This is a genomic window from Mesorhizobium sp. M1348, assembly GCF_040317925.1.
Taxonomy (GTDB): domain Bacteria; phylum Pseudomonadota; class Alphaproteobacteria; order Rhizobiales; family Rhizobiaceae; genus Mesorhizobium.
The window spans coordinates 300,862-317,260 of the sequence record NZ_JAMYLH010000002.1 but is presented as its reverse complement, the minus strand read 5'-3'; the positions used below and the strand labels follow the sequence as shown (position 1 = coordinate 317,260).

The window sequence follows — 16,399 nt, the reverse complement described above, 5'->3', positions numbered from 1 at the left end:
CAGGATTTTCCAGCGTCACAGCTGCATTTTGTCTGACTAGATTGGTTGCCAACAGGAATATGGAGCCTCCATGAACGCACCGGCCGTTGAAGTGAGCGAACACACCAATCGTCGCGCGGGTGGCCGCCTGGGACGCAAGGCGCTGCGGGGAGCTCCCGTAGCGTCATTTCCGACCCTGGTTCGCAAGATTCCGGTGTATCAGATGGTCCCGGACGAGGCGGTGGAGCTCATCCACCAGGAATCGCTCAGCATCCTCGAAGAGGTGGGATGCGAGTTCCGCGACGACGAGGCTATCGCAATGTGGAAGGCGGCGGGCGCCGATGTCTCGGAGACAAGGGTCCGCATAGACCGCGCCCTGCTGATGGACCTCGTATCGAAGGTCCCGTCGGAGTTCACGCTCAATGCGAGGAATCCCCAGCGTTCCGTACGTGTGGGTGGAAACAACTCCATCTTCGTGCCGATGTACGGGGCGCCTTACGTGCGCGACCTCGACAACAACAGGCGCTACGGCACACTCGCCGACCTCAACAATTTCCACAAGCTCGCCTACATGGCGCCGGCACTGCATTCGTCGAGCTCGATCATTTGCGAGCCGATGGAAATCGCGGTGCCGAAGCGTCACCTCCACATCATCCATTCGGCGCTGAAGCACTCCGACAAGCCGTTCATGGGCATCGTGACCTCCAAGGATCGAGCCGAAGACACGATGGCGATGGCAGGCATCGTGTTCGGCGAGGACTATGTCCGCGACAACCCAGTCCTGGTGGCCATCACCAACTGCAATTCGCCGCTGGTCTGGGACGCCACCATGCTGGACGCGATGAAAGTCTATGCGCGCCACAACCAGCCGCTGATCCTCGCGCCGTTCGCCCTTTGCGGCGCCTCGACTTCGGCCTCTGCCGTCGGTGCGGTCGCGCAGGTCAATGCCGAAGCGCTGGCGGGCGTCGCGTTCACGCAGCTCTTGCGTCCGGGTTCGCCGCAGATCTACGGACAGTTCATGGTGACGGTCGACATGAAGACCGGCGCTCCCATGGGCGGCACGCCGGAGGCTGCCCAGATGATGTATCTCATGGGCGCACTGGCGCGGAAGTATCGGCTGCCGTGGCGCACGTCCGGTTTCCATGTCGGCTCGAAGCTGAATGACGCCCAGGCGGGCTACGAGGCGAACATGCTGATGCATGCGGCCATCCTTGCCGGCGCCAACTACATCTGGCACTCCGCCGGTTGGCTCGAGGCCGGCCTGACCTGCGGCTATTCGAAATTTGCGACCGACTGCGAGCAGCTTGTCGGCTGGTACAAATATGCTGGCGGGCTGCCATTCGACGATTTCAAGGAGGCTATGGCGGCGATCCGCGAGGTCGGACCGCAGGGCCATTTCCTTGGCACCCAGCACACGCTCGAACATTTCGAGTCCGCCTTCTTCATCCCCAGCATCATGGACTTCAATTCGTACGAACAGTGGAAGGCGGAAGGCGCAAAGGACCACGACACCCGCGGCCGCGAGAAAGCACGCAACATGCTCGCCGATTACGAGGAGCCGAAGCTCGATGAGGGCATCGCCGATGGTCTCAAAGATTTGATTGCGCGGCGCGAGGAGAAACTGCCGGACAGCGTTAGTTGATAACGGGCGAAGACCCGATGGGAACCATAACGGAGGAAAAAATGACACTCTTCAGAAGCAACGGTGATCGCGTACCGAGCGCCATCGAAGCGATGGCCAGCGAGGCTCGTGCAGGTCGTGTGGATCGGCGCGAGTTTCTGGCTCTGGCAAGCGCCTTCGGCGCATCGACGGCCTTTGCCTACGGCATGATCGGCCTTGCCGTGCCGCAGCGGGCTTTGGCTGAAGAGCCGAAGAAAGGCGGCACGCTCCACGTTTCGATGTCGGTGAAGGCACAAAAGGATCCGCGCACTTACGACTGGGTGGAACTTGCGAACATTTCACGCTGCTGGCTCGAGCCGCTTGTCCGCTACACCCGCCAGTTCACATTCGAGCCGGTTCTGCTTGAAAGCTGGGAGGTCAACGACGACGCCACCGAATACGTGCTGCATGTGCGCAAGGGCATAACCTGGAACAACGGCGATGCTTTCGGCGCCGATGACGTGGTCTACAATCTGACGCGCTGGTGCGAGAAGGCTACCGCCGGCAATTCCATGGCCGCGCGCGTTGGTGCGCTGATCGATGCAAAGACCGGCAAGGCCAGGGAAGGGGCGATCACCAAGGTCGACGACAACACGGTGAAGCTGAAGCTGAACGAACCGGACATCTCGCTGATCCCGAACTTCACCGACTATCCGGCGCTCGTGGTCCATCGCAACTTCGACGCCGATGGCGCCAATCCGATCGAGAAGCCGATTGGCACCGGGCCGTTCGAACTGGTGTCCTATTCGGTCGGCCAGAAAGCGATCGTCAAGCGTCGTGAGACTGGCAAGTGGTGGGGCGGTGAAGCGCTTCTCGACGGCGTCGAATTCATCGACTACGGAACCGATTTCAACGCCTCGATAAATGCATTCGACTCCGGCGAAATCGATCTCAACTTCGAGACGCCGGCCGACTTCATAGACATTCTCGACAAGATGGGGCTGGTAAAATCGGAGGTCGCGACAGCGACCACGCTTGTCGCCCGGACCAACATCACGAACAAGCCCTATGACGACAAGCGGGTTCGCAACGCCCTCCAGATGGCCGTCGACAACAAAGCGGTGCTCGAACTTGGCTACGCCGGGCGAGGCACTGTTGGTGAAAACCACCACGTCAGCCCGATTCATCCGGAATACTACGCGCTGCCCAAGAAGACACGCGACGCCGCGGGGGCCAGGAAGCTGATGGCGGAGGCCGGGCAGGCCGACTTCGAGCATGAACTGATCACCGTCGAGGACGATTGGCAAAAGAACACCGGCGACGCTATTGCCGGCCAGTTGCGCGATGCCGGGATCAAGGTGAAGCGCACCGTGCTGCCGGGTTCGACCTTCTGGAACGACTGGACGAAATATCCTTATTCGATGACCATCTGGTACATGCGCCCGCTTGGCGTTCAGGTATTGGCGCTGGGCTATCGCACCGGCGAGGCCTGGAACGAAACCGGCTACTCGAACCCTGATTTCGATGCCAAGCTCAAGCAGGCTCTCTCGCTCATCGACGTCGAGAAGCGCCGCGAGGTCATGAAGGAAATCGAGCAGATCCTCCAGGATTCGGGCGTCATCATTCAGCCGTTTTGGCAGAAGCTGTTCAGCCACATGAACGAGAAGGTGAAGAACTACGGTGTCCACCAAACCTTCGAGATGGATCTCCAGAACGTCTGGCTGAACGCCTGAGTTGCCAGCAGAGGACGCGTTGCAGGATTTCATGGACCGCAAGAAAGCCGACAGGCAAGATGCGTGGTACTGATAGCTTCCGTCAGTGAACAATCGGGGACACGCATGAAACTGCCACTTTTTGTTGCCGCGCTTTCGATGGCCTTGCCGGCGGCCGCGTTTGCCGGCCCTGCTGCCAACGCCGTGAAGTTCTTCTATGTCCCGTCGGTCAAATTCGAGGCCGATGTGCAATATCGCGACCGCTTCACCGCGCCGGTGACGAAACTGTTCGAACTGAACGACAACGCGGCAAAGAACCATCCGGATGAAGTTCCCTGCATCGACTTCGCCCCTGGTCTCGATGCGCAGGACTATGACGAGAAGACCGTGGCCAGGACGCTGACCCTGGCTGAAACGCTCAATGGCGACAGCGCCGAGGTGACGGCGACGTTCAACCTTTTCCCGGAAGGCGATGATTCCAAACGCGAAATGGTCTGGTCGTTGAAAAAGGTCGACGGCCAGTGGAAGATCGCCGACATTACCTCGAAGACCAGCGGCTGGACGCTGAGTGCGCTCGAATGCCTGGCCGGGCAGCCGCCGGAGTGATGCCGTGCTCCGCCGCCGTCCCTGGGTTCTGGCGACTGCGTGGCTGCTGGCCGGATTGAGCAGCGCCGCCGCTCAGGGCTTGTTGGGCGCGCCGGCCGACAGTGCGGCACCTCCGCCGGCAATTTTGCCGCCGGCAGAAAACGCGCCGGCCGCACCCGAGCAGCCTGGCTCGCCGACGGCGGTGGTGAAGCCGTTCTACGAGCACGCCGGGCTCGAGGTCGATCCGGCTCAGCGGGGCCATTTCACCGATCCGGCAAAGTCCGTGCTCGACAAGAGCGACGCGCTGCGGAAGTCGGGGCAGGGCGAGTGCCTCGATCCCAACATGGCGCTCGACAATGCCGAATACGACAAGGCGGAGATCGACAAGAGCCTGAAGACCATCGAAGCGGTCAGGGGCGACGAGGCCAAGGTCGTCGTCGCTTTCGTCGTCTCCGGCAATCCGCACCGGCTGGAATGGAAGTTCAAAAAGGTCGACGGCGACTGGAAGATATCGGACCTGCTCTCGGTGACCGGCGAATGGGCGCTAAGCCAATACCAGTGTGAGTGAGAACGGAACCGATGAAGATCAGCAACATCCGCGTCGCCCACGTCAACGTCCCGCTCGATGCTCCGTTCTGGTGGACGGCTGGTCTCTACGGCGGCGCCTCGAAATCGATCATCGAGGTCGAGACGGACGAAGGCGTGGTCGGACTGGGTGAGGCGCCATGGTGGCATTTCGGCGAGGTGATCAAGGCCGAGATCGCGCCGGCGCTGATTGGCGCCGATCCGCTCGACATCGCCGACTGCGAGGCGCGCTGTGTGCCGCCCTGGCAGATCACCGCCAACACCGGCGAGAACGCAGCCACGGTGGCGTTCGGCGCCGTCGAACTGGCGCTGTGGGATATAAGAGGCAAGGTCTTCGGTATGCCGCTCTATAAGCTGCTCGGCGGCGCGGTGCGCAAGGACATTCCGTTTTCGGAATATTTCGCCTTTCGCCCCGCTCAAGGCGGAGCCGGCGGCGAGATGACCGCCGAAGCGATCGTCGACTACTGTCTCGGCATGCGAGATCAGCACGGCTCGACGATCTTCGAGGGCAAGCTGATCATGGGCGATCCCGAGCTCGAGATCAGGACAGTGCGCATGCTGCGCGAGGCGCTTGGCGATAAGGCGCAGATCAAACTCGATTCCAACATGCAGTGGTCGCTGACCACAGCGCGCTGGGTACTGCGCGAGATCGAGCCGTTCAACATCCGCAATTACGAGGATCCGGTCGCGACCTTCGAGGAGATGGCAGCGCTGCGCCAGCATTCGCGCATTCCGTTCTCCACGCACATCCCGGATCTCAGACGGGCAGTCGCGCTCGGTGCGCCGGATTACTTCGTCTGCAATTTCGCAGCACTCGGCGGATTGTCGAAAACTCTGAAATTCATCGCCGCCTGTGAGGCGATGGGCAAGGGGTTCTGGTGCTATTCGAACGATCTCGGCATCATGACATCGGCTTATCTGCACGTCGTGGCGGCGACACCGTGGATCACCGAAGCATCGCAGTCGCTGTTTCGCTGGCAGATCGGCGATATCATCAAGGACGGTCCTTTCCGCCAGACGGGCAATACGGTGCGCGTGCCGGAGGGTGACGGGCTGGGCGTCGAACTCGATCCGGCTGCGATAAAGCGCTGGGCGGGCCACTTCGCCGAACACGGGCCGATGGGCCATTTCAGCGACCCGAACAATCCCGACCGCTACCGGCGGCTCCCGCTCAACTGATGCAACGTGTTTTCCTCAGAAGCTCAGGCTCACCCGCGCCCGCGATAGGGGGCGACGCCGGTGTCGGGCAGCCACACACCTTCCGGCGGCGCGCCGGTTTGCCAGAACACGTCGATCGGAATGCCGCCGCGCGGATACCAGTAGCCGCCGATGCGCAACCACAATGGCTTGGTCGCGGCGATGATGCGGCGGCCGATCATGACGGTGCATTCTTCGTGGAAGGCGCCATGGTTGCGAAACGAGGTCATGAACAGCTTGAGCGACTTCGATTCCACCAGCAGCGCATCGGGTGCGTAGTCGATGACGATATGGGCGAAGTCCGGCTGGCCGGTGACCGGGCAGAGCGAAGTGAATTCCGGGCAGGTGAAGCGAACGATGGCCGGCGGGCCGTCGCCGCGCGAAAACGGCACGGTTTCCAGGACTGCCGCTTCAGGGCTCTGTGGCGCCTCGACGTTGGTGCCGAGCTGGGTGAGGTTTTTCGTATCGGTCATGAGCAGGTTCCTTGCTGCATGTCGCCCAAAACTGCGCAGCGATTTTGGGAGCGCGACATGCGTAAAAACAAAAATTTGCCGCTCATTAGCACAATTTGAAACAGCAGGAAGACGATGACTAGCAACGACCCGCTCCTCCAGCCCTATCAGCTCAAGCATCTGACGCTGAAGAACCGGGTGATGTCGACCAGCCATGAGCCGGCCTATTCCGAGGACGGCATGCCAAAGGAGCGGTACCGGCTCTACCATGCCGAAAAGGCCAAGGGCGGCATGGCGCTGACCATGACCGCCGGTTCGGCGATCGTCTCGCGCGACAGCCCGGCCGCTTTTGGCAATCTGCATGTCTATGACGACCGCATCGTGCCATGGCTCGCCGAGCTTACCGATGCCTGCCACGAGCACGATTGCAAGGTGATGATACAGATCACCCATCTCGGCCGCCGCACCGGTTGGAACAAGGCCGACTGGCTGCCGGTCCTGTCGGCTTCGCCGGTGCGCGAACCGGCGCATCGCGCCTTTCCCAAGATTATCGAGGACTGGGATATCGAGCGCATCGTCGCCGACTATGCGGCGGCCGCCCAGCGCTGCCAGGCAGCCGGTCTCGACGGCATCGAATTCGAGGCCTACGGCCACCTGATGGACGGCTTCTGGTCGCCGGCCACCAACCAGCGCGACGACGATTTCGGCGGCTCGCTCGACAACCGGCTGCGCTTCACCGGCATGGTGCTCGATGCGGTGCGTGCCGCGGTCGGCCAAAAGTTCGTCGTCGGCATCCGCATGGTCGCCGACGAGGATTTCGAAAAAGGCCTGTCGAAACAGGAGGGCGTCGAAATCGCCAGGCGGCTGGCCGACTGCGGCAAGGTCGATTTCCTCAACATCATCCGTGGCTCGATCGAGACCGATGCCGCGCTGACAAAAGTCATTCCGGTGACCGGCATGCGGTCGTCGCCGCATCTCGACTTCGCCGGCGAGATCAGGGCGGCGACCAAATTCCCGACCTTCCATGCGGCGCGGATTTCCGACGTCGCCACCGCGCGCCACGCCATCGCCGCCGGCAAGCTCGACATGGTCGGCATGACGCGTGCCCATATCGCCGACCCGCATATCGTCAGAAAGGTGATGGAGGGCCGCGAGCACGAGATCCGCCCTTGCGTCGGCGCCACCTATTGCCTCGACCGCATCTATGAGGGCGGCGAGGCGCTGTGCATCCACAATGCGGCGACGGGCCGCGAGGCTGATATCCCGCATATTATTCCGAAAACCGAGGGACCGAAGCGGAAGGTGGTCGTCGTCGGCGCCGGCGCCGGCGGGCTGGAGGCAGCGCGCGTCGCCGCCGAACGCGGGCACCAGGTGACGGTGCTGGAAGCATCGAGCCAGGCCGGCGGCCAGGTGCGGCTGGCAACGCAGAACCCGCGCCGCAAGGAATTGATCGGCATCATCGACTGGCGTCTAGCCGAACTCGACCGGCTCGGTGTCGAGATCCGCTACGATACCTGGGCGGAGAAGGACGACGTGCTGGCGCTGTCGCCCGACGTCGTGGTGATCGCCACCGGCGGCCTGCCGCAGAACCCGCCTCTGACGGCGGGCGACAATCTCGTCACCTCGAGCTGGGACATCATGGCCGGCAGCGTCAAGCCGGCCGAGAATGTACTGCTCTATGACGACAATGGCGGCCATCAGGGCATGGGTGCTGCCGAACTGATCGCCAATAGTGGCGCCAAGCTGGAGCTGGTTTCACCAGAGCGCTTCTTCGCCCCGGAAATGGGCGGCATGAACCATGTGCCCTACATGCGCGCCTTCCAGGAAAAGGGTGTCACGGTGACCATCAACACACGGCTGCGTTCGGTGCGACGCGAGGGCAACCAGCTGATCGCCGAGCTCGCCTCCGACTTCGCCGATGGCTGGCGCGGAGAGCGGCGGGTCAACCAGGTGGTGGTTGAGCACGGCACGCTGCCGCTCGACGATCTCTATCTGGCGCTGAAGCCGCTGTCGAAGAACGCCGGCGCGATCGATTACGAAAAACTGATCAATGGCGGCGACATCTTTCCGCTGCGCAATCCGCAGAGTGGCTTCGTGCTCTTCCGCATCGGCGATGCAGTCGCCTCGCGCAACATCCACGCCGCCATCTATGACGGCATCAGGTTCGGCTTGCGAATCTGAGGAATAATTTGGATTGATTGGTGGCGCGCAGCCGAACCTCCGTACGGAGAGCCACCACGGTACTTCGGTCCGGTCTGCGCGCCGCGCACGCCGCCGGCCATCGCCGGGCACCGTACGATCTTGCGATTGCGGCAGGACGCTCAAAACATCCTGGCGGTGGCCATGCAGAACACGGTGATGACCAGCAGCCCGCCGGCGATGCGTTCGCCTTTTGTCATCTTCGCGCGCAACTGGGTTTGCTTCGCCGCATCAGCGCCGGCCAGCTGCCTGCTGGCGGAACCCACCAGTGCGCCCTGAACCGCGGCGGCGATCAACGCAGTCAAGATGCCCAGCGCCAGGACTTTCTCCATGGAGCCGAAAGAGCCGTTGTGGAAGAAATACCAAAGCAGCAAACCCGTGAGGAAAACCACGCCGGCCGCGCCCATTTGCGGCCGGAAGAAACGTTCCGCCCTGATCTCCGGTTCGCGGGCGACCGCGATGGTGGTGCCGGCCCAGAACACGCCCGCCATGACGTGAAGGCCGAGGACGATGATGTAGACATATTGCATGACCGCATTTCCTCTCTTGCCCACCGCTAACCATATGGATAGATATCAAATGATTAGATGTCAACGCATAAGCTCGAGCCGGTTCCATAGGCTTTGCCCTTGTTCTAGTGTTGGACCATGACGCCCTTTGACCGCCCGCCGATCGGGATGAATCTCGCCCGCACCGCCAAGCTGGTTGCGCAGGCGTTCGACGCTGCCTTGGTCGAAGCCGGCGGCACGCTGCCGGTCTGGGTCACTTTGCTGTCGGTCAAGTCGCGGGAGCTGGCCAACCAACGCGAGCTAGCCGGCATGATCGGCATTCGGGGCGCAACGCTGACCCACCATCTCAACGCCATGGAGACGCAAGGCCTGCTGATGCGGCGCCGCGATCCCGAGAACCGCCGGGTTCACCAGGTGGAGCTGACCCAAGCCGGAGAGGCATTGTTCCTGAAATTGCGCACCGCCGCGTTAGCCTTCGACAAGCGGCTGCGGAAAGGACTGTCCGACGACAGGCTGGCGGAGTTTGCAGAGGTGCTGGCCGCGTTGCGGGCCAATGTCGAGGGTTAGAAATTAAGGCTAGCAAAGGCCTGCGCGAATTTCGCTGAAGGATGCCCGGGCTACACTCTCGGCGGTGCTTGATGAGGTCGTCGCGGGAGAACCGGCCGTCATCACCCGGCCTGGGCGCAAGCAGGCGGTCATTTCGTCGTTTCAGGACTACGAAAGACTCCGCGTGTGCCCAGCTTTGGACAATTGCTGGCAGCATTTCCGGGTGATGAGGATGACCTTCCGCCTCGGCTTATCAGGTCGGTTCGCAAGGCCGGACCATGACGGATCTACGCCCGGCTGCCCTGCAGCACCGTCAGCCTGGCCTTCTTGGGCGCCCGTGCCACCAACCATTCGCGCACCCTGTCCGGGGGCATCGGGAAAGCGATGGAATAGCCTTGCACCTGGTCGCAGCCGATCGCCATCAGCGAGTCGAGCTCGGCTTCGGTTTCAGCGCCCTCGGCAACGATCGAGATGCCGAGACCACGAGCGAGTTCTGTGAGGGCACGCACGATCTTGGTGTTGCCGCCGTTCTCGTTGATGTTCTGGACGAAACGGCGGTCGATCTTCAGCCGGTCGATCTCGTTTGGATTGACATGGCTGAGCGATGCGTAGCCGGTGCCGAAATCATCAAGCTCAAGATGGATGCCGGCGGCGCGGATGTGCCGCAGCTTTGCCGCGATACCGGTCTTCTCGTCGTCGAGAATGACGGATTCGACGATCTCCAGCGATAGTTTGTGCGCTGGCAGGCCGGCCCTCTCGAGCGTATCGAACAGGAAGACTTCGAAATCTGTCTCGCGCAGCTCCGAACCGGACACGTTGACGGCGATCCGTCCGAAGGTGATGCCTGCGCGGTTCCATTCGGCTGCTTCGTCGATCGCTTTGGCAATGACGATGCGGCCAATCTCGGACATCAAGCCGCATTTTTCTGCGATTGGAATGAACTCGCCCGGCGCGATCATGCCGCGTTCGGCATGCCTCCAGCGAACCAAAGCCTCGATACCACTGATGGCGCCGTCCGACAGCGACACCTGCGGCTGGAAATAGACTTCGAACGCCTTCTCAGAGATGGCGACCCTGATGTCGAGCTCGAGCTGCTTTCGACTGTCGAGTTCGCGCCTCAGCTCATCGGAGAAGAACGACAAACTGCCGCCGCCCTGCTTCTTGGCTGAATACAGCGCCAGGTCGGCATGGACGAGCAGGTCCTCCGCATTGTCGGCATCGATCGGGTAGACCGCAATCCCGGCACTTACGCCCGGATGGATCGTCGTACCTCGGAATATGACCGGCTCATTGAGTTTGGCCAGCATGCGCCTGGCGACGATATCGATGTCCTCGGTGCTGCCGGCATCGTTGAGGACGACGACGAATTCGTCGCCTCCGAGACGCACGTTGAGATCCGACGTCCGGCAGGAATCGCGCATACGCTGCGCGGCCACCACCAGCACATAATCGCCGGCGGCGTGGCCGAGCGCGTCGTTGATCTGCTTGAACCGGTCGAGGTCGAACTGCACTACGGCAACCCGTTCACGCCTTCGCCGCGCACAACTGATGAACGTATCGAAATGATCGGTCAGGAAAGTGCGGTCGTGCAGGCCGGTCAGCCCGTCATGTACGGCAATAAAGGCCATGGAATTGCGCGCATCGACCAGCTCGCGCGTCCGGCGCAGGATGGCATTCGACATCGGCCGGAAAATGAAAAGTGCCACCAGCAGGATGACGCCGATGGTCGAGTAGAACAATGTGCGATGAAGATCGAGGAGCCTTTCGGAGCGCTGGTCCGCGTAGGCGCTGATGCGCTGGCCGAGTGCTGCGTAGCCCGACAATGTTGCATTGGCAACGGAAGCGTCCAGGTTGACGCGCTCCTCGCCGCCCTTGTAGCCGCCGCTGCCGGTCGTGTTGAGCCGCGATTCGAATGAAGAGATCAGGCGCTCGCCGTTGGCGATAAGCCCAACCGAGAAATAGTCGAGATGGTACGGCTTGGCGAAAAGCACGCTCTCGATCGATTTCGGATCGAACCTTGCCGGCGACACCGGATCGGCGGCGGTCCGCTCGAGCAGCAGATCGTAATTCTTCTCGAACTCCACCGTCGCTTGCTTGAGCGCGATAACCAGAGCGCGCTGTTTATCGCGCTGAGCGCTGCCTGTCGCGCCGGCAAGAAAGACGATGCGCTGCGACAGGGCTTTTTGTGTGCTGACGATATCGAGCAGCGCCTGATTGTGCCGTTGGGTCGCCATCACCTGTTGCAGCAGGATGAAGGAGGCCATGACCATGGCGGCTATGATCAGCAGAGCCAGCCAGTATCCGGATTTGATGAGGAGTATGAGCCTGCCCGAAACGGCGTGCACCGGCTGCTGCGACATTTTCTGAGGCGGCCTCTCGCCAACGAATTCTTGTGCGATAACCTTTGGCTTCAAAGTGTTAACAGGTTTGGGACGGCAGCAGGCCGGCGGTGGCGACCGTGGCGGGAAATCCGCAAAGTGGTTATTGCAATCTTTCGCGGCACCTCCGCATTCGAACATCGTTGCCTCTGACGTGCCATTGCCGCCACCGAAGCGGTCGCTTTTGCGATGGATTTTTCGTCCGCGCGGCGCGACAGTCCTCGTCGATCTCAACAGGGCCCGATCATGACCGAAGCATTCCTTTCCCACATCGACAGCGAGCTCGAAGGACTGAAAACGGCAGGCCTTTACAAATCCGAGCGGGTGATAACCTCGACCCAATCGGCCGAGATCGAGGTCGGTGGCGAGAAGGTGCTGAATTTCTGCGCCAATAATTATCTCGGCCTCGCCGACAGCGCCGAACTGCGCGGTGCGGCCAAGCAGGCACTCGACCGCTACGGCTACGGCATGGCGTCGGTGCGCTTCATCTGCGGCACGCAGGAAGAACACAAGCAGCTCGAGGCGACCATTTCTGATTTCCTCGGCATGGAGGACACCATCCTCTACGGCTCCTGCTTCGACGCCAATGGCGGCCTGTTCGAGACGCTGCTCGGCGAAGAGGATGCGGTCATCTCCGATGCGCTGAACCACGCCTCGATCATCGACGGGGTACGGCTGTCGAAGGCAAAGCGCTTCCGCTACGCCAACAACGACATGGCCGATCTCGAAGCGCGGTTGAAAGAGGCGCGCGACTGCCGGTTCCGGCTGATCGCCACCGACGGCGTGTTCTCGATGGATGGCATCGTCGCCAATCTGAAAGGCGTCTGCGACCTCGCCGACAAATACGATGCGATGGTCATGGTCGACGACAGCCATGCAGTTGGTTTCGTCGGCAGGAATGGCCGTGGCTCGGCCGAACATTGTGGCGTCGAGGGCAGGGTGGACATCATCACCGGCACGCTCGGCAAGGCATTGGGTGGCGCGTCCGGCGGCTACACTTCGGGCAGGAAGCAGGTGGTCGACTGGCTGCGCCAGCGCTCGCGGCCCTATCTTTTTTCCAACACGCTGATGCCGGCGATCGCCGGCGCCTCGATCCGGGTGTTCGAACTGATCCGCAATGGCGACGCGTTGCGTCAGCGCCTATATGCCAACGCAGCGCGGTTTCGCTCCGAGATGGGCAGGCTCGGCTTTACACTGGCCGGCGCCGACCATCCGATCATCCCGGTGATGCTGGGCGACGCGACGCTGGCGCAGGAGATGGCGGCCCGCATGCTGAAGCGCGGCATCTATGTCATCGGCTTTTCCTTCCCGGTGGTGCCGAAGGGCCAGGCGCGCATCCGCACGCAGATGTCGGCCGCCCATTCCAGCGCAGATATCGATCGTGCGGTTGAGGCGTTCGCCGCAGTCGGTCGCGAACTCGGCGTGATTTCCTGAACGGCCGGGACCGAAAAGCGATTCCGGATCAAGAGATTCAAGCGACTAAGGTTCTGGGGACAAAAGAATGTCGAATATGATGAAGGCGCTGGTCAAGGCCAAGGCCGAGCCGGGCATCTGGATGGAACAAGTGCCGGTGCCGGAAATCGGTCCGAACGACGTGCTGATCAAGATCAGGAAGACTGCGATCTGCGGCACCGACGTCCACATCTACAATTGGGACCAGTGGGCACAAAAGACCGTGCCGGTTCCGATGGTGACCGGCCACGAATTTGTCGGAACCGTCGCCGATTTCGGCACGGCGGTGACCGAGTACAAACTCGGCCAGCGCGTTTCCGGCGAAGGCCATATCGTCTGCGGCCATTGCCGCAACTGCCGGGCGGGCAGGGGGCATCTGTGCCGCAACACGCTAGGCGTCGGCGTCAACCGGCCTGGCGCCTTTGGCGAATACCTTGCGATTCCGCAGCACAATGTGGTGCCGATCCCCGACGACGTGCCCGACGAGATCGCCGCGATCTTCGATCCCCTCGGCAATGCGGTTCACACCGCATTGTCCTTTGATCTCGTTGGCGAGGACGTGCTGGTCACCGGCGCCGGGCCGATCGGCATCATGGGTGCGCTCGTCGCCCAATGCGTCGGGGCGCGAAAAGTCGTCATCACCGACATCAATCCGGTGCGCCTGGCGCTGGCGAAAAAGCTCGGCGTCCAGCATGTCGTCGATGCATCGAAGGAGAAGCTGCGCGACGTGATGCCGGCGCTCGGCATGACCGAGGGTTTCGACGTCGGCCTCGAAATGTCTGGCGCCGCACCTGCGTTCCGCGACATGATTGATACCATGAACAATGGCGGCAAGATCGCCATTCTCGGCATCGCGCCGACCGGCTTCGAGATCGACTGGAACAAGGTCATCTTCAAGATGCTGCATCTGAAGGGCATCTACGGCCGCGAGATGTTCGAGACCTGGTACAAGATGATCGCGCTGGTGCAAGGTCCTCTCGATGTCAGTGGCCTGATCACCCACCGCATCGGCATCGACGACTACATCTCCGGCTTCGAGGCAATGAAGAGCGGTAACTCCGGCAAGGTGGTGATGGACTGGTAACGATCAGAAATGTTGGCGGGACAGCACCCCCCTCTGGCCTGCCGGCCATCTCCCCTCAAGGGGGGAGATTAGCAGCTTCGCTGACATCGCTCTTCTTTGGAGATTGGCGAAAGCCGAAGCGACGTCCAATCTCACCCCTTGAGGGGGAGATGGCCGGCAGGCCAGAGGGGGGTGCTGTCCCGCCTGCATCAAAAGTTGCTGAGGACCTAATCCCCATACAAAGCCGTCTCAAGCGCGGCCACCCCTTCCGCGACTGCTATACGTTCATCTGCGCTCAGCCTTGCCAGCAACTCCCGCTCGAAGGCTTTCGCCAGCGGCACCATCTCGCGATAGGCGGCAACGCCAGCCTTGGTCAGCGTCAGATGCTCGACACGGCGGTCCTTTTCGTCTGGCGTCCGGATGAGCCAGCGGCGGCGCTCGAGTTCGGCGACCGCGCGCGAAACCTTGGTCTTGTGCATGGCCGATTGCTCGCCGAGTGCCGTCGCCGTCATCGTGCCGTGCTGTCCAAGTCCCGCAAGCGTGCGCCATTCGGGCCGGGTCAGGCCGTGACGGTCCTTGTATATTCTTGAGAATTCGCGGCTGACGGCATCGGCAAGACGGTAGAGCCGATAAGGCAGGAAGGATTCCAGCTCGAGGATTTCGGGTTCCATTTTGGCCTTCACTGGGCAGGCTCGCGGCCCGCGCCGAAATCACCATTGATGGTTACATTTTCGATGGTTACAAATGAAACCACTCTGGTCAACTCGGAGCATCTTTCGGAATGCGTAGACGATGCTCCGGGACTATGAATTCGGGAGGATTCCATGGCCTATTCCTACATGCCGGGTTTCGGCAACGACTTCGAGACAGAGACATTGCCGGGCTCGCTGCCGCAAGGGCGAAACTCGCCGCAGCGGCCGGCCTACGGCCTTTATGCCGAGCAGCTTTCGGGCTCCCCTTTCACCGCGCCGCGCGGCACCAATGAGCGCTCCTGGCTTTATCGGATAAGGCCGAGCGTCAGGCACACCGGCCGCTTCAAACCGGCGAATTATCCGCTGTGGAAGAGCGCGCCGAATGTCGGCGACCACCAGCTCGCTCTCGGCCAGTACCGCTGGAGCCCAGTGCCGATGCCGAAGGAGCCGACCGATTTTATTGCCGGCATGCGCTCGATCACCACCGCCGGCGACGTGCTCGGCCAGACCGGCATGGCGGCACATATCTATGTCGCCAACCGTTCGATGGTCGACGACCATTTCTTCAATGCCGACGGCGAGTTGCTGGTCGTGCCACAGGTTGGAGCCTTGCGCTTCGTCACCGAGATGGGCGTCATCGACCTCAGGCCGGGCGAGATCGCCGTGCTGCCGCGCGGCCTGGTTTTCAAGGTCGAACTGGTCGATCCGCAAGTGCGCGGCTATGTCTGCGAGAATTACGGCGCCAAGCTGACGCTGCCGGATCGCGGCCCGATCGGCGCCAACTGCCTGGCCAATCCGCGCGATTTCAAGACGCCCTGTGCCTGGTTCGAGGACAAGGAGACGCCGTGCCGGCTGATCGCGAAATGGTGTGGCCAGTTCCATGTCACCGAGATCGACCATTCGCCGCTGGATGTGGTGGCGTGGCACGGCAATTATTCGCCCTACAAATATGATCTTGCGACCTTTTCGCCGGTCGGTGCGATTCTGTTCGACCACCCCGACCCGTCGATCTTCACCGTGCTGACCGCGCCGAGCGGCGAGAAAGGCACCGCCAATATCGATTTCGTCCTCTTCCCGCCGCGCTGGCTGGTCGCCGAAGATACGTTCCGCCCGCCCTGGTATCACCGCAACATCATGAGCGAGTTCATGGGCCTGATTCATGGTCAGTACGATGCCAAGGAAGAGGGCTTCGTGCCCGGCGGCATCAGTCTGCACAACATGATGCTGGCTCACGGACCCGATGCGTCTGGCTTCGAAAAAGCCTCGCGCGCGGAGCTGAAACCGGTCAAGCTCGACAACACCATGGCCTTCATGTTCGAGACACGCTTTCCGCAGATGGTGACCCGCTATGGCGCCGAGCTCGAAACCCGGCAGGACAATTATATCGACTGCTGGGCCGATCTGAAGAAACGCTTCAACGGCACGCCCGAGGGCGACTGGTCTTGAGCGC

14 protein-coding genes and 1 pseudogene are annotated in these 16,399 nt (G+C 61.8%); 11 read left to right on the top strand and 4 right to left on the bottom strand.

Features of this window, described 5'->3' with window-relative positions:
- Positions 1 to 70: 70 nt before the first annotated feature.
- The 5 genes from NKH13_RS05620 to NKH13_RS05600 all read left to right on the top strand — a co-directional run bounded on the left by NKH13_RS05620 (position 71) and on the right by NKH13_RS05600 (position 5,640).
- Positions 71 to 1,621, top strand: a complete 1,551-nt coding sequence (locus NKH13_RS05620; RefSeq protein ID WP_352911092.1) for a trimethylamine methyltransferase family protein — start codon at positions 71 to 73, stop codon at positions 1,619 to 1,621.
- Positions 1,622 to 1,662: 41 nt separating this feature from the next.
- Positions 1,663 to 3,312: an ABC transporter substrate-binding protein gene (locus NKH13_RS05615; protein WP_352911089.1), complete on the top strand. Its 1,650-nt coding sequence runs from the start codon at positions 1,663 to 1,665 to the stop codon at positions 3,310 to 3,312.
- A gap of 105 nt (positions 3,313 to 3,417) precedes the next feature.
- Positions 3,418 to 3,897 (top strand): DUF3828 domain-containing protein, encoded by a 480-nt coding sequence (locus NKH13_RS05610; RefSeq protein ID WP_352911088.1) that lies wholly within the window; start codon positions 3,418 to 3,420, stop codon positions 3,895 to 3,897.
- Positions 3,898 to 3,901: 4 nt separating this feature from the next.
- Positions 3,902 to 4,444: a hypothetical protein gene (locus NKH13_RS05605; protein ID WP_352911086.1), complete on the top strand. Its 543-nt coding sequence runs from the start codon at positions 3,902 to 3,904 to the stop codon at positions 4,442 to 4,444.
- Between the two features lie 11 nt (positions 4,445 to 4,455).
- Positions 4,456 to 5,640 carry a mandelate racemase/muconate lactonizing enzyme family protein gene (locus tag NKH13_RS05600; RefSeq protein WP_352911085.1) on the top strand — a complete coding sequence of 395 codons (1,185 nt, stop codon included), beginning with the start codon at positions 4,456 to 4,458 and terminating at the stop codon, positions 5,638 to 5,640.
- Between the two features lie 29 nt (positions 5,641 to 5,669).
- On the opposite strand, the gene queF is transcribed toward NKH13_RS05600, so the two are convergent.
- Positions 5,670 to 6,131 carry a preQ(1) synthase gene (queF, locus tag NKH13_RS05595; protein ID WP_023674394.1) on the bottom strand — a complete coding sequence of 154 codons (462 nt, stop codon included), beginning with the start codon at positions 6,129 to 6,131 and terminating at the stop codon, positions 5,670 to 5,672.
- Between the two features lie 114 nt (positions 6,132 to 6,245).
- On the opposite strand from queF, the gene NKH13_RS05590 reads away from it, so the two are divergent.
- On the top strand, positions 6,246 to 8,291 hold the full coding sequence (locus NKH13_RS05590) for an oxidoreductase (protein ID WP_352911083.1): 2,046 nt from the start codon (positions 6,246 to 6,248) through the stop codon (positions 8,289 to 8,291).
- Between the two features lie 140 nt (positions 8,292 to 8,431).
- Here the strand turns inward: NKH13_RS05590 and NKH13_RS05585 are convergent, their stop codons facing one another.
- Complete coding sequence (locus tag NKH13_RS05585; protein WP_352650330.1) at positions 8,432 to 8,839, bottom strand: hypothetical protein; 408 nt, start codon at positions 8,837 to 8,839, stop codon at positions 8,432 to 8,434.
- A gap of 117 nt (positions 8,840 to 8,956) precedes the next feature.
- Here NKH13_RS05585 and NKH13_RS05580 point away from each other — a divergent pair, with 117 nt between their 5' ends.
- Positions 8,957 to 9,385: a MarR family winged helix-turn-helix transcriptional regulator gene (locus NKH13_RS05580; RefSeq protein ID WP_352714969.1), complete on the top strand. Its 429-nt coding sequence runs from the start codon at positions 8,957 to 8,959 to the stop codon at positions 9,383 to 9,385.
- A gap of 28 nt (positions 9,386 to 9,413) precedes the next feature.
- Positions 9,414 to 9,646, top strand: a pseudogene (locus NKH13_RS05575) (type II toxin-antitoxin system Phd/YefM family antitoxin).
- Positions 9,647 to 9,651: 5 nt separating this feature from the next.
- On the opposite strand, the gene NKH13_RS05570 reads toward NKH13_RS05575, so the two are convergent.
- Positions 9,652 to 11,724 carry a putative bifunctional diguanylate cyclase/phosphodiesterase gene (locus tag NKH13_RS05570; protein WP_352911081.1) on the bottom strand — a complete coding sequence of 691 codons (2,073 nt, stop codon included), beginning with the start codon at positions 11,722 to 11,724 and terminating at the stop codon, positions 9,652 to 9,654.
- A gap of 264 nt (positions 11,725 to 11,988) precedes the next feature.
- Here NKH13_RS05570 and NKH13_RS05565 point away from each other — a divergent pair, with 264 nt between their 5' ends.
- Together NKH13_RS05565 and tdh are read left to right on the top strand one after the other, a co-directional pair.
- Positions 11,989 to 13,176 carry a glycine C-acetyltransferase gene (locus NKH13_RS05565; RefSeq protein WP_352911079.1) on the top strand — a complete coding sequence of 396 codons (1,188 nt, stop codon included), beginning with the start codon at positions 11,989 to 11,991 and terminating at the stop codon, positions 13,174 to 13,176.
- Positions 13,177 to 13,243: 67 nt separating this feature from the next.
- The gene (tdh, locus tag NKH13_RS05560; RefSeq protein ID WP_352911078.1) at positions 13,244 to 14,278 is read left to right on the top strand and encodes an L-threonine 3-dehydrogenase; all 1,035 of its coding nucleotides are present in this window, start codon (positions 13,244 to 13,246) and stop codon (positions 14,276 to 14,278) included.
- A 206-nt stretch (positions 14,279 to 14,484) separates the two neighbouring features.
- Here the strand turns inward: tdh and NKH13_RS05555 are convergent, their stop codons facing one another.
- A complete protein-coding gene (locus tag NKH13_RS05555; protein WP_352911075.1) occupies positions 14,485 to 14,928 on the bottom strand; it encodes a MarR family winged helix-turn-helix transcriptional regulator in 444 nt (147 codons plus the stop codon).
- A gap of 153 nt (positions 14,929 to 15,081) precedes the next feature.
- On the opposite strand from NKH13_RS05555, the gene hmgA reads away from it, so the two are divergent.
- A complete protein-coding gene (hmgA, locus tag NKH13_RS05550) occupies positions 15,082 to 16,395 on the top strand; it encodes a homogentisate 1,2-dioxygenase (RefSeq protein WP_352911072.1) in 1,314 nt (437 codons plus the stop codon).
- The last annotated feature ends 4 nt before the right edge of the window (positions 16,396 to 16,399 follow it).